This is a genomic window from Noviherbaspirillum sp. (assembly GCF_035654295.1).
Lineage (GTDB): Bacteria > Pseudomonadota > Gammaproteobacteria > Burkholderiales > Burkholderiaceae_D > Noviherbaspirillum.
In genome coordinates, this window is the sequence record NZ_DASRXF010000089.1 from 41,366 (window position 1) to 55,394 (window position 14,029).

Below are 14,029 nucleotides of genomic sequence, written 5' to 3' on the forward strand. Positions count from 1 at the left end.
TACTTGTATCTGCGGAAATACTCCTTTAGTCTGAGAAAGAATCTTGCAGGCGGGAAAGAAGAGGCGCGTCCAACTCCGACGGGGCGAAGCCACAACACATGGGGACAGAATGTATTCCGTAAGCAAAATCCTGCATGTCGGCAGTATGGGAATCTTGTGCCGCGCGGTGCGTGCCGCTGACCGGCACGCGGTCCTGATGCACGCGGTCCCGGAGAATTACGGCGTTCATCACAGCGACTGGATGCGCAACGCGCTTGCCATCGGCAAGACCGTCAACGCTCCCCGCGTCATCAGGCCGGTCGCCATCGAGACCTGCGAGGGGCGGCCGGCGCTGCTGCTGGAAGATCCGGGAGGCGAGCCGCTATCCCTCATGCTCGGCGAGCCGATGGCTCCGGCCCGCTTTCTCGCGCTTGCCGCCAGCATCGCAGACGCGGTCGCCGAACTCCATGAACGCGACATCGTGCACAGAGCGCTGGAGCCGGGATATATCCTGGTGGACGAGGCCGCCAGCGGCGTTTGGCTCACAGGCCTGGGACAGGGCGAGAGCCTTGCAGTGCCGCACCCGGCTGTCGAGGCCGCCGCGCCCCAAGCCTATATGTCGCCCGAGCAGACCGGACGGATGCATCGCGTACCGGACCGACGCAGCGACCTCTACGCACTCGGCATCATTTTTTACCAGATGCTCACGGGGCGCTTGCCCTTCGAGGCAACGGATGCCATGGGCTGGATCTACAGCCATATCGCCCGCATGCCCACGCCGCCGGCCGACATGCGGCTTTCCCTGCCCCCGGTCCTGTCGGCAATGGTGATGAAACTGCTGGCCAAGGAACCCGAGGAACGCTACCAGAGCGCGGAAGGCCTCCTGCACGACCTGCGCGAATGCGAACGCCAATGGCGGGCGCGTGGCACGATCGACGCCTTTGTCCTCGCCCGGCACGACGTCCCGGCGCACTTCCAGCTGCCGCAGAAACTGTACGGACGCGACAGGGAAATCGTCCTGCTGCGCCAGGCCTTCGAACGCGTGGCCTGCGAAGGGCGGCCGGAACTGGTGCTGGTCACCGGCTACTCCGGCATCGGCAAGTCGTCGCTGGTCAATGAACTGTACCAGCCGATCGCGCGCGAGCAGGCGCTGTTCGCCTCCGGCAAGTTCGACCAGTACAAGCGCGACATCCCGTATGCGACCATCGTCCAGGCCTTCGCCGGGCTCGTGCTGCAACTGCTTGCGCAAAGCGAGGAACGCGTCGCGCAATGGAAACAGCGCCTGCAGGAAGCGCTCGGCGTCAACGGCCAGCTCATCGTCGATGTCATCCCGTCGGTCGAACTGATCATCGGGCCGCAGCAGCCGGTGCCGCAACTGCCCGCGACAGAAGCACGCAACCGCTTCGGCATGGTGTTCCGCCGTTTCATCGGCGTCTTCGCGCAACAGGCGCATCCGCTGGTGCTGTTCCTGGACGATCTGCAGTGGGCCGACCCGGCCAGCCTGGCCTTGCTGGAAAGCCTGCTGCTGCATCCGGAAATGCGGTACTTCATGCCGGTATGCGCCTACCGGGACAACGAGGTCGGCGCCTCGCACCCGTTCCGCCTCAGCCTCGACGCGTTGCGCAAGGGACGCACCCCGGTGACGGAGATCATCCTGGAAGCATTGCCGGACAAAGCGATCAACATGCTGGTCGCCGATGCGCTCCACCGCAGCGAGAAGGATACGCTGCCCCTGGCACGGCTGATCGTCGACAAGACCGGCGGCAACCCCTTCTTCGCCATCCAGTTCCTCGCCGCCCTGCACGAGCAGCACCTGATCGAATTCGACCGCGGGCTTTCGGGCTGGCGCTGGGACTTGCCGCGTATCGAGGCGCACGGCTTCACCGATAACGTGGCCGAGTTCATGATCGGCAAGCTGATGCGCCTGTCGCCCGCATCGCAGCGCGCGTTGCAGCATCTTGCCTGTCTCGGCACGCGTGCTCCCGGCGCATTGCTGGCCGCCGCCCTCGGCTGCGCAGCGCCGGACCTGCCGGCGGCGCTGTCCGAGGCCATGCGTGCCGGACTCGTGCTGCGTGCCGGCGATGACTACCGCTTTCTGCATGACAGGGTGCAGGAAGCCGCCTACTCGACCATCCCGGCCGGCGAGCGCAGCGCAATGCACCTGCAGATCGGCCGTGCCTGCCTCGCTGCATTCACCCGGGAGCAGGTCGAGGAGCGCGTGTTTGATGTGGTCAATCAGTTCAACCAGGACCTCACCGCGCTGGACGATGCGCAGGAACGGGAAGTGCTGTGCCGTCTCAACCGGCTCGCTGGCAGCAAGGCGCGCTCCGCAATTGCCTTCGCCGCGGCACGCAATTACTTCCGGCATGCGGCCGCGCTCCTGCCCGCGGACATCTGGACGTCCGATCCGGCCCGCGCCTTCGAATGCCATTTCGACCTGGCCGAATGCGAATACCTGAGCGGCGACGGCGAGCGCGCGGAAGAACTGTTCGCCCTGATCCTGCAGCATGTTGCCGCTCCACTGGACCGGGCGAAAGTCTACGGGCTGCGCATGAGCCTCTGCCAGACCGCGGGGCGTTTCGAGGAAGCGGTGGAGGCCGGGAGCGAAGGCCTGCAGCTGTTCGGCATCGCCTTGCCGGACGGCGAAGCGGACATCGCCGCGCAGGAAAGCCGGGAGCGCGAGCGCATCGCGTGCAACCTCGCGGGACGTCCTGCCTGCGACCTGTTCGACATCCCGCATGCGTCCGACCCCAACGCAAGTGCTTGTATCGCCTTGCTGGTGGACATGCTGCCTTGCGCGTTTGTCGCCCGCAACCGGCTGTACCGCCTGTTGATGTACAAGGCGGTCAACCTGTCCCTCGAATTCGGGCCGACGGAAAAATCCTGCCTTGCCTTCAGCGGCTACGGCATTATTCTCGCGTCGCATTTCGGCGATGTCGCATCGGGCTACGCGTTTTCCGAGCTCGGCCTGCGGCTGAATGAAAAGTACAACGACGTCCGCATGCGCGGCGCGCTGCTTTTCCTGCACGGCAATTACCTCAACTTCTGGCACAAGCCGTTCGCCGACAACATCGCCTTGATGGAAGAGGGTTTCCGCGCCTGCCTGGAAGTCGGCGACCTCGTGTGGGCGGGCTACTCGTCCTTCCGCACGCCATGGCAGATGATCGAAAAGGGCGAATCGCTCGACACGGTGTCGAATGCACTGCAAAAGTATGCCGCCTTCGCCCGGCAAAGCCGCAACGACACGGTCTATCGCGCCATCCGGCTGGTGCAGCAGTTCATCGCCAGCATGAAGGGCGCGACGAACGAGCAGGCCGGATTCAGCGACGACGGTTTCGACGAGGCCGAGTGCCTGGAAGCCTTCGATCGGGCAAGCTTCCGATCGGGCATCGCCTTCCGGCATGCCATGAAACAGATCGCCTGCTTCGTTTACCGCCGCTATGGCGACGCGTCCGATGCGGCCCGCGATGCCATGGCGATGCAGGACGTGATGATCTCCATGCCGATCGAGGCAAGCTGCACGCTCTACCACGCATTGACGCTGACCGCGCTCTACACTCAGGTCGATATCGAGCGGCAGCTGGAATTCGCCGGGACGCTGAAGGCCTGCCAGAAGCGGCTGCGCCAGTGGGCGAAACACTGCCCGCAGAACTTCCTGCACCGCTATGCGCTGCTGGGCGCGGAAATGGCGCGCATCGAAGGCCGCGACCTCGATGCGATGCAGCGCTACGAGCAGGCGATCCGGCTCGCTTCCCTGCACGGTTTCGTCCAGGACGAGGCCCTGGCCAACGAACTCGCCGCCCACTTCTACCGCACGCGCGGCTCCGGCCGCAGCGCCGACGCCTACCTCCGGCACGCACACGCCTGCTATGCCCGTTGGGGTGCGAGCGGCAAGGTGCGCCAGCTGGAGTCGCTCTATCCGCAACTGCACGGCGCGGAAAGCAGCGCGGCCGATGACGGTCTTCCGCGCGGCACCTTGCAGCTCGATGCGCTTGCCGTCATCAAGGCATCGCAGGCTCTGTCCGGAGAGATCGCGTTCGACAAGCTTCTGGCCAAGCTGCTGCAGGTCGTGATCGAACAGGCGGGCGCGCAAAAGGGCTACGTGATACTGCAGCACGGAGGCGCGCTCGCCATCGAGGCCGAAGCGGGGCTCGACGAGCGAGGCGTTGTCCAGGCGAGCCGACTGCCCGGGCTCGGGCTGGCATCCACCACGCTGGTACCGGTGACCCTCGTGAATTACGTCTGGAGGACGCGCCAGAAAGTGTTGCTGGAGAACGCGGGCGAAGACAACCGTTTCGCCGGCGATCCGTACATCGCCGCCAACCATCCGAACTCCGTCCTTTGCCAGCCGATCTTCCGGCAGGCCGAACTCGCCGGCCTGCTATACCTTGAAAACAATCTCATCGCCGGCGCCTTTTCCGCGGATGCGCTGGGCGTGCTGGAACTGTTGTCCTCGCAGGCGGCCATCTCGCTGGAGAACGCGCGGCTTTACACCGATCTCGAGGAAGAAAACGCCGAGCGGCGCAGGATCGAGCGCGAGCTCCAGCTGTCGGAGGCGCATTACCGCCGCCTGTTCGAAACCGCAAAGGACGGCATTCTGCTGCTCCATTCCGGCTCGGGGGTGATCACCGACGCCAACTCCTGTCTGCTCGACATGCTCGGTTTCCGCCACGACGAATTCGTCGGCAAGCGCATCCGCGACGTCGCCCCCTTCCGCATCCAGCCGGCATTCGCCGGCATCTGCGACGCGCTGCAGGTAAAGGAGTCGGTGCGCCATGACTCGCTGCCGCTGCAGGCGAACGACGGGCGCGACCTGATCGTCGATTTCGTCAGCAGCGCCTACCAGGTGGAGGATACGCGCGTCATCCAGTGCAATTTCCGCGACATCACCGACCGGCGGCGCGCCGAACAACGCCAGGCCGTGCAGTTCGCCGTGACGCGGGTGCTCGCCGACGCCGCTTCGCTGGACGCGGCGGCACTCCCGCTGCTCGACGCGGTATGCACCAATTTCGGCTGGGAGATCGGCGAACTTTGGGAGGTCGACGAAGATGCCGATACCTTCAGGCTGATGCGGGCATGGGAGGCTCCGGTCCTGGCGCCCACGAGCTTCGTCGCCGTCGCAACCGGCAAGACCGTGTCGGCATCGCGCGGCATCCCCGGACGGATGACCCGTGCGCGGCAGCCGATCTGGCTCCCGGACATCTCGGCCGATCCCGAATTCAGGCGCGCGAAGGAAGCGATGCAGATCGGCCTGCACGGTAGTTTTGCCGTGCCAGTCCTGCTCGTCGGGAAGGCTGTCGCCGTCATGTCCTTCTACAGCCGCGAGACGCGCATGCCCGACGGTGAAATGATCGGCATGATGCAGGTCATCGGCAGCCAGATCGCGCAGTTCATCCAGCGCAGGTGCGCCGAGCAGGCGCTGGTTACGAGCGAGGAACGTTTCCGCAGCCTGACCCATCTCTCGTCGGACTGGTACTGGGAGCAGGATGAGCACTTCCGGTTCACCCTGGTATCGGAAGGCGTCGGCCGCGCCGCCGGCATGGTGCCCGAGCGCTTGATCGGCAAGACGCGCGACGACCTCGCCATCGACGAGGAAGCGCTCGACCGGGAGGCGTGGGATGCGCATACGCGAGTGCTGGCGGATCGCCGCCCATTCCGCAACCTCGAATACAAGGTGCGTGCCGACGACGGACGCTGGTACTGGTACAGCATCAGCGGCGAGCCGCTGTTCGATGACAAGGGCGCGTTCCGCGGGTATCGCGGCACCGGCAAGGTGATCAGCGAACGGAAGCAGGTGGAGGCGCTGCACATGGGACAGGCCCGCGTGCTGGAGATGATCGCCACCGGGGCGTCGTTGCAGGAAGTGCTCGACACGCTGGTGAGTGTCATCGAATCGCAATCGGAAGGCATGCTCGGCGCGGTGCTGCTGCTGGACGAGGATGGCGAGCATGTCCGCGTCGGAGCGGCGGGCAGCCTGCCGGGCGCGTATTCGCGGGCGCTGGAAGGCTTGAGCATCGGCCCGTCCGCCGGTTCCTGCGGCACGGCGATGCACCGGCGCGAACGCGTGGTGGTCACCGACATCGAGAACGATGCATTGTGGGAAGCGTATCGCGAGCTGGCGCTGGCCCACGGCCTGCGCGCATGCTGGGCGACGCCTATCCTGTCCCAGCAGGGCAGCGTCCTCGGCACGTTCTCGATGTATTACCGCGAGGTGCGCACGCCCACTCAGCCGGAACTGCGGCTCGCCGATTTCACCGCCCGCATTGCCGGCATCGCCATCGAACGCAAGCAGGCGGAGCATCGCATCAGCTACATGGCCCACCACGACACGCTCACCGGCCTGCCGAACCGCGCGCTGCTGCTCGACCGGCTCAGGCAGGCCGTCGGCCAATCGCAGCGGACCGCAAAGTCGGTCGCGGTCATGTTCATTGATCTGGACGACTTCAAGCACATCAACGACTCGCTGGGCCACCAGGTCGGCGACCACCTGCTGCAATTGGTGGCAGGGCGGCTGCAGCTTTGCCTGCGCCGCGGCGACACGCTGGCCCGGCTCGGCGGCGACGAATTCGTGCTGGTGCTGCCGGCCATCGAAGACGACCACGCCGCCGCCGCCGTCGCGCAGAAGATCCTGGACGAGCTCAGGAACACGTTCCACGTCGACGGCCACGCGCTGCATGCCGGCTGCAGCATCGGCATCAGCCTGTTCCCGGAAGACGGCGAGGACGCCGATACGCTGATGCGTGCCGCCGATACCGCGATGTACCACGCCAAGGGAAAGGGCCGGGGCAATTACCAGTTTTTCATGCAAAGCCTCAATGTCGCCGCCCAGCGCCGGCTCGCCATTGCCAACCAGTTGCGCCAGGCGATCGCGCGCGGCGAGTTCTTCCTGCATTACCAGCCGCAGGTGGACATGGAATGCGGCAGGATCGTTTCCGCGGAGGCGCTGCTGCGCTGGATGCAGCCGGAGCGCGGCTTCATCCCGCCCGCCGAGTTCATCCCGATCGCCGAGGAGACGGGGCTCATCACGCAGATCGGCGAATGGGTGCTGCGCGAAGCCTGCCTGCAGCTCAAGCGCTGGCGCGACGCCGGGCATGCCGATCTGTGCATGGCGGTGAACCTGTCCGCACGTCAGCTGCTGCAGCCGGATTTCGTGGCCGGCGTCGAACGCATCCTGGAAGACACCGGGGTGCCGGCCGCGGCGCTGGAACTGGAGATCACCGAAAACTTCCTCATGCACCCCAGCGAGGAAAACCTGGTGCCGCTGCGGCAGTTGAGCGACATGGGCGTGCAGCTTTGGGTGGACGATTTCGGCACCGGCTACTCCAGCCTGTCCTACCTGAAGCGCTTCCCCATCCATGCGCTCAAGATCGACCAGTCCTTCATTCGAGGCATCGGCCAGGACCCGCATGACGCCGCCATCACCAATGCCATCATCGCCATGGCGCACAGCCTGAACCTCAAGGTGATTGCCGAGGGCGTGGAAACAGGCGAACAGGCGGCATTCCTGCGCGCGCGCCAATGCGTGTTTGCACAAGGCTACTATTACAGCAGGCCGGTGCCGCCGGACGCCTTCGACGAACTGCTGCACAGTCAGCCGTTGCAGCCACTCCAGTCGGCGGCATGACAAAAGCGCAAGGTCGGCCGCAAAGGCCTGTTCTTGCTGCATAATGTGGCGAAATTTTTCCGGCAGCTGCAATGGCAAAGAAAGAACACGTTTCGGAAACTCCGGCCACGCAATTCCTGCGCAAACAGGGCGTCGCCTTCACCGAGCATCCCTACACCTATGAAGAGCACGGCGGCACCGCCGTCTCCGCGCGCGAGCTGGGCGTGGACGAGCACCATGTCGTCAAGACCCTGATCATGCAGGACGAAGCGGCCAAGCCGCTGGTGGTGCTGATGCACGGCGACCGCAAGGTCTCGACCAAGAACCTCGCGCGCCAGATCGGCTGCAAGTCGGTCGAACCCTGCAAGCCCGAAGTCGCGAACCGGCATTCCGGCTTCCTCGTCGGCGGCACCTCGCCGTTCGGCACGCGCAAGGCCATGCCGGTCTATGTCGAGGAAAGCATCCTCGCGCTCGACAAGATCTATATCAACGGCGGCAGGCGCGGCTACCTGGTCGGCATCGATCCGAAGGTGCTCGCCAATGTCCTGCCCGTCAAAACCGTCCAGTGCGCGCTCGAAGAGTAAGCCGGGCACAGCCATCCATCTGAAAGGGAGAGAATGTCCACCGCGTTGTTTGTCATCGCCGCCTACCTGATCGGCTCCATCTCGTTTGCCGTCGTCGTCAGCGCCCTGTTCGGGCTGGCCGACCCGCGCACCTATGGATCGAAGAATCCAGGCGCGACCAATGTGCTACGCAGCGGCAACAAGGCCGCCGCCGCACTGACCCTGCTGGGAGACGGCTTCAAGGGCTGGCTGGCGGTGTGGCTCGCCATGCGTTTCGGCGAGCAATACGGCGTGGGCGACACCGGCATTGCGCTGGTGTCGCTGGCGGTATTCCTCGGCCACCTGTGGCCGGTGTTTTTCCGCTTCGTCGGCGGCAAGGGCGTCGCCACCGCGCTGGGGGTGCTGCTCGGCCTGAACGGCTGGCTGGGGCTGGCCACGCTGGTCAGTTGGCTCGTGATTGCCTATGCCTTTCGCTACTCCTCGCTGGCCGCGCTGGTGGCCAGCATCTTCGCGCCTTTCTATTACGGCCTGCTGTTCGGTGTCGATGCCAAGCTGGCGGCCGTGGCCGCCATGAGCGCGCTGCTGATCTACCGCCACCGGCAGAACATCGCCAACCTGCTGGCGGGCAAGGAAAGCAGGATCGGCAGCAAGAAGAAATAAGGGGGAGGGCGGCCATGTTCATCGGACATTTCGGGATCGGCTTCGGCGCCAAGGCGGCTGCGCCCAAGGTCTCTCTCGGCACGCTTTTCCTCGCGGCACAGTTCATCGACCTGATATGGCCGACCTTGTTGCTCCTGGGCGTGGAAACGGTACGCATTGCACCCAGCGCGCATTCGATCACGCCGCTGGTTTTCGAGCATTACCCGATTTCTCACAGCCTGCTTGGCGCGGCCGGATGGGGCGTCGTTGTCGGCGTGCTGTACGGGTGGCTGCGCAAGGACTGGCGCGGTGCATGGCTGGTCGGCGCGCTTGTCGTCAGCCACTGGCTGCTTGACGCCATCGTGCACCTGCCCGACCTGCCTCTGTATCCGGGCAGCGAGACGTTCGCCGGGATGGGGCTGTGGGCTTCGCTGCCGCTGACGCTGGCGGTAGAATTGCCTCTCTTCCTGCTCGGCGTGTGGCTGTATGCGCGCAGTACGCAGGCCGTGAACGCGAAAGGGAAGTGGGGATTCGTGTCGCTGGTCGGTTTTCTGCTGCTGGTTCATGCCGGCAATCTGTTTGGCGAGCCGCCGCCGAGCGCGGATGCGATTGCGTGGGTGGGGCAGTCGCAGTGGTTGCTGGTGCTGTGGGCGTATTGGGTGGATCGTCACCGGAGGACGGGGCGGCTTTGAGCGGTACGCGTAGTTTGGCGGGTTTCGCTGCGCTCTACCCACCCTACCGTCCTTTATAAAGAATCGTAGGGTGGGTAGAGCGAAGCGAAACCCACCATGCATTCAGAGTGCGGCGAAACCCACCGCGGAGCCCCTCAAACCGCCCGCAATTCATCCAGCGGCCATCGCGGCCGCACATTGAACGCATAGTCGCGCTTGGCCGCCTGCGGATTGATCTGCAGGCGCATCGCCCCCGCAAACGCAATCATCGCGCCGTTGTCGGTGCAGAACTCCAGTTCCGGATAGTAGACACGGAAACGCCGCTTCTGCGCCGCCGCGTTCAGACCTTCGCGCAATTGCCGGTTGGCGCCGACGCCGCCGGCGATCACGAGGCGTTTCAGGCCTGTCTGTTTCAGGGCCGCGAGGCATTTCGCCACCAGCACTTCCACGATGGCGTCGACGAAGGCGCGGGCGATGTTTGCCTTGTCCTGCTCGCAGATGTTGACCACCTGGCTTTTCACCAGCGTCAGGACGGCGGTCTTCAGGCCGGAGAAACTGAAATTGAGGTCTTTCGAATGCAGCATCGGCCGCGGCAGCTTGTACGTGCCGGGATCGCCGAATTCGGCCAGGCGCGAGATCGCCGGGCCGCCGGGATAGCCGAGGCCGAGCAGCTTGGCCGACTTGTCAAAAGCTTCACCTGCGGCATCGTCCATCGTCTCGCCCAGCAGCGTGTACTGGCCCACGCCGTCCACGCGCATCAACTGGGTATGCCCGCCCGAGATCAGCAAGGCAACAAACGGAAACTCCGGCGGGTCGCGCGACAGCAGCGGGGAGAGCAGGTGCCCCTCCAGGTGATGCACGCCGAGCACCGGGCGGTCGAGCGCCAGGCCGAGGCCGCAGGCGACCGATGCGCCGACCAGCAGCGCGCCGGCCAGCCCGGGGCCTTGTGTATACGCTATCGCATCGATCGCGCTGCGCGGTGTTTCCGCCCGGGCCAGCACTTGTTCCAGCAGCGGGATCGCGCGGCGGATATGGTCGCGCGAGGCCAGCTCCGGCACCACGCCGCCGTATTCCTCGTGCATCGCCACCTGCGAATGCAGGGCGTGCGCAAGGAGGCCGCGTTGTGTGTCGTACAACGCCAGGCCGGTTTCGTCACAGGAGGATTCGACGCCGAGGACAAGCATGGGATGAGAGGCGGGATGGCAAGCTTTTTGCAAAGCCCTATTTTATAGGATTAGCGCACCCGAGGCTCCGCACATGAACGACTCCAGACAGCTCAAGATCGTAGTCATCAACTCCCTGGTCGCGCCGGAAGGCGCCGACAAGGCCGCCCTGCTGCAGGCCGAGCGCGCCCGTGCGATCCGCATCGGCCTGCTCGAAAGCGGCTATAACATCCTCGCCGCGCTGCCGCCCGATGCCGGTCTCGAGGAGCAGATCGCGCAGCTGCAGCCCGATGTGATCATCGTCGATGAGCAGTCGGACGCCGCACTGAAGAAGGTGGTCGCCGCCACCGCGAACGCGCGCCGTCCCATCGTCTGCTTCACCGAGGACAACGACAAGGAAAAGATGCACGCCGCGATCGAGGCCGGCGTCTCCGCCTATGTCGTCGCGGGTCTTTCGGCGGACCGCGTGAAGGCGGTGCTCGACGTCGCGCTGGCGCGCTTCGAGGTCGACCAGAAGCTGCGCCACGAGCTCTCGGAGACCAAGATCAAGCTGGCCGAGCGCAAGGTCATCGAACGCGCCAAGGGCTTGCTGATGGAGCGCCACCATTGCACCGAAGACGAGGCCTACAAGAAACTGCGACGGCTGGCGATGGACAAGAACCTGAAGCTGTCCGACGTGGCGCAGCGCATGCTCGACGTGGCCGACTTGCTCATTTAGGGAGCCCTGTTTTAATGCAATGCACGAAATGAGTGCGCGGCAAGGGCTTATCGCGGATCCAACATGTAGGAAAACCACCGACAAGCGCTGGCACACCACTTGCAGATAGAGACCGGGCGCCAACGAAGGCGCAACAAGTAATGATGCTGTCCTGACCACTGCCGGTCAGGATGGTTCTGGACAAAGGCGTCCGTTCACATGGGTTTCTGCCCGTGCTGACGGACGCCTTTCTTTTTGCCCGTTTCGACATCACGCATGAGGACAGCATGACTATAAAAGCATCCAAGACGAACCTGACCCGTCGCAGCCTGCTCAAGGCCGGCGCCGCAATGACCGCGGGCGCCTTCGGAGGACTGGCCACGCAGGGCGCCTGGGCGGCCGGCTCGGACAAGCCGGAAAAAGAGGAAGTCAAGGTCGGCTTCATTCCGCTCACCGATTGCGCGTCGGTGGTCATGGCCTCCGTCCTTGGCATCGACAAGAAGTACGGCATCAAGATCGTACCGACCAAGGAGGCGTCCTGGGCCGGGGTGCGCGACAAGCTGGTCAACGGCGAGCTCGACGCTGCCCACGTCCTCTACGGTCTCGTCTACGGCGTGCACCTGGGCATCAGCGGCCCGAAAAAAGACATGGCCATGCTCATGACGCTCAACCACAACGGCCAGGCGATCACGCTCTCGAAAAAGCTCGCCGACAAGGGCGCGGTGGACGGCGCGTCGCTGGCCAAGCTGATGCAGTCGGACAAGCGGGAATACACCTTCGCCCAGACTTTCCCCACCGGCACGCATGCGATGTGGCTGTATTACTGGCTGGCCGCGCACGGCATCGATCCGATGAAGGATGCCAAGATCATTACCGTGCCGCCGCCGCAGATGGTGGCCAACATGCGCGTCGGGAACATGGACGGCTATTGCGTGGGCGAGCCTTGGGGCCATCGCGCGATCATGGACGGTATCGGCATCACCGGCGTGACCACCCAGGACATCTGGAAGGACCATCCGGAAAAGATCCTCGGCACCACCGCCGAATGGGTGAAGAAATATCCGAACACCGCGCGCGCCATGACCGCCGCCGTGCTCGAAGCGGGAAAATGGATCGATGCCGGCCTGCAGAACAAGATGAAGATGGCCGAGACCGTTGCAGACAAGGCTTACGTGAACACCAGCGTGGATGCCATCAACCAGCGCATCCTCGGGCGCTACCAGAACGGCATGGGCAAGACCTGGGACGATCCCAACCACATGAAGTTCTTCAACGACGGCTACGTCAATTTCCCGTACCTGTCCGACGGCATGTGGTTCCTCACGCAGCAGCGCCGCTGGGGCCTGCTGAAGGAAGACATCGATTACCTCGCAGTCGCGCGGCAGATCAACCAGATCGACCTGTACAAGGACGCCGCCAACATGGCGAAGGTCAGCGTGCCCAAGGACCCGATGCGTTCCTCGAAGCTGATCGACGGCGTGGTGTGGGACGGCAAGAACCCGAAGCTGTACGCGGGTTCCTTCAAGATCAAAGTGTGAGAGGCCAATATGAGCGCAGTCATGGACAAGGTATTGAACGAACGGGTATCCGCTGCTCCCCTGAAAAAGGCTGCAGCCCCGCCGGCGGCCGCGCCCGCGCCGGCGAAGAGGCGGCCGCTGAAGCCTTACTTCCTCGCGGTATTGCCGCCGGTGCTCGGCATCGCGCTGCTGGTGCTCGTGTGGGAGATCGTTGCCGCGAAAAGCACCGGCTTCCCGACGCCGGCGGTGACGCTGGAGCATGCGATCAAGCTGTTCTCCGATCCCTTCTACCAGAAAGGCCCGAATGACCAGGGCATCGGGTGGAACCTGTGGTCCTCGCTCAAGCGCGTGGCGACCGGCTTCGGCATGGCGGCGCTGGTGGGCATCCCGCTCGGCTTCATGATCGGCCGCTTCAAGTTCCTGTCCGGCATGTTCAATCCGATCATCAGCCTGCTCAAGCCGGTGTCGCCGCTCGCCTGGCTGCCGATCGGTCTGCTGGTGTTCAAGGCCGCCAACCCGGCCGCGATCTGGGCGATCTTCATCTGCTCGATCTGGCCGATGATCATCAACACTGCGGTCGGCGTGCAGCGCGTGCCGCAGGATTACATGAACGTGGCCAAGGTGCTCAACCTGTCGGAGTGGAAGATCGTCACGAAGATCCTGTTTCCGTCGGTGCTGCCTTACATGCTGACCGGCGTGCGCCTCGCGATCGGCACCGCATGGCTGGTGATCGTCGCCGCCGAAATGCTGACCGGCGGCGTGGGCATCGGTTTCTGGGTCTGGGATGAATGGAACAACCTGAACGTGCCGCACATCATCATCGCGATCGTCGTGATCGGCGTGGTCGGCCTGTTGCTGGAACAGGCGCTGGTCGCCATCGCCAGAGCATTCACCTATGAAGAAGTGCGCAACTGAGGAGCGTGACATGGATAACACAAGCAAGTTCATCGAGATCCAGAAGGCGGAAATGGTGTTCCACACCGCCAAGGGCAGCTTCCATGCGCTGCGCGACATCAACCTGAACGTGAAGAAGGGCGAGTTCGTCACGCTGATCGGCCACTCGGGCTGCGGCAAGTCGACCCTGCTGAACCTCATCGCCGGCCTGTTGGATGCGACCGAGGGCACGCTGCTGTGCGCCAACCGCGAGATCGCGGGCCCCGGCCCCGAGCGTGCGGTCGTGTTCCAGAACCACTCGCT

9 protein-coding genes are annotated in these 14,029 nt (G+C 64.4%); 8 read left to right on the forward strand and 1 reads right to left on the reverse strand.

The window, feature by feature from the left end; genetic code table 11:
• Positions 1-109 precede the first annotated feature (109 nt).
• The 4 genes from VFF99_RS09640 (at position 110) to VFF99_RS09655 (ending at position 9,476) form a co-directional block, all read left to right on the forward strand.
• Positions 110-7,603, forward strand: a complete 7,494-nt coding sequence (locus tag VFF99_RS09640; protein ID WP_325017287.1) for an EAL domain-containing protein — start codon at positions 110-112, stop codon at positions 7,601-7,603.
• A 71-nt stretch (positions 7,604-7,674) separates the two neighbouring features.
• Positions 7,675-8,166, forward strand: a complete 492-nt coding sequence (gene ybaK, locus VFF99_RS09645) for a Cys-tRNA(Pro) deacylase (protein WP_325017289.1) — start codon at positions 7,675-7,677, stop codon at positions 8,164-8,166.
• 33 nt (positions 8,167-8,199) lie between these two features.
• Positions 8,200-8,805, forward strand: a complete 606-nt coding sequence (gene plsY, locus VFF99_RS09650; RefSeq protein WP_325017291.1) for a glycerol-3-phosphate 1-O-acyltransferase PlsY — start codon at positions 8,200-8,202, stop codon at positions 8,803-8,805.
• Positions 8,806-8,819: 14 nt separating this feature from the next.
• A complete protein-coding gene (locus VFF99_RS09655; RefSeq protein ID WP_325017293.1) occupies positions 8,820-9,476 on the forward strand; it encodes a hypothetical protein in 657 nt (218 codons plus the stop codon).
• Between the two features lie 134 nt (positions 9,477-9,610).
• Here the strand turns inward: VFF99_RS09655 and tsaD are convergent, their stop codons facing one another.
• On the reverse strand, positions 9,611-10,639 hold the full coding sequence (gene tsaD / locus VFF99_RS09660; protein WP_325017295.1) for a tRNA (adenosine(37)-N6)-threonylcarbamoyltransferase complex transferase subunit TsaD: 1,029 nt from the start codon (positions 10,637-10,639) through the stop codon (positions 9,611-9,613).
• Positions 10,640-10,712: 73 nt separating this feature from the next.
• On the opposite strand from tsaD, the gene VFF99_RS09665 reads away from it, so the two are divergent.
• The 4 genes from VFF99_RS09665 to VFF99_RS09680 form a co-directional block, all read left to right on the forward strand.
• On the forward strand, positions 10,713-11,336 hold the full coding sequence (locus VFF99_RS09665; protein WP_325017297.1) for an ANTAR domain-containing response regulator: 624 nt from the start codon (positions 10,713-10,715) through the stop codon (positions 11,334-11,336).
• 266 nt (positions 11,337-11,602) lie between these two features.
• Positions 11,603-12,853, forward strand: coding sequence for a CmpA/NrtA family ABC transporter substrate-binding protein (locus VFF99_RS09670; protein ID WP_325017298.1), 1,251 nt, complete (start codon positions 11,603-11,605; stop codon positions 12,851-12,853).
• A gap of 9 nt (positions 12,854-12,862) precedes the next feature.
• Positions 12,863-13,747: a nitrate ABC transporter permease gene (gene ntrB / locus VFF99_RS09675; protein ID WP_414691520.1), complete on the forward strand. Its 885-nt coding sequence runs from the start codon at positions 12,863-12,865 to the stop codon at positions 13,745-13,747.
• A gap of 10 nt (positions 13,748-13,757) precedes the next feature.
• A partial coding sequence (locus VFF99_RS09680; RefSeq protein ID WP_325017302.1) for an ATP-binding cassette domain-containing protein occupies positions 13,758-14,029 on the forward strand: 272 nt, incomplete at its 3' end.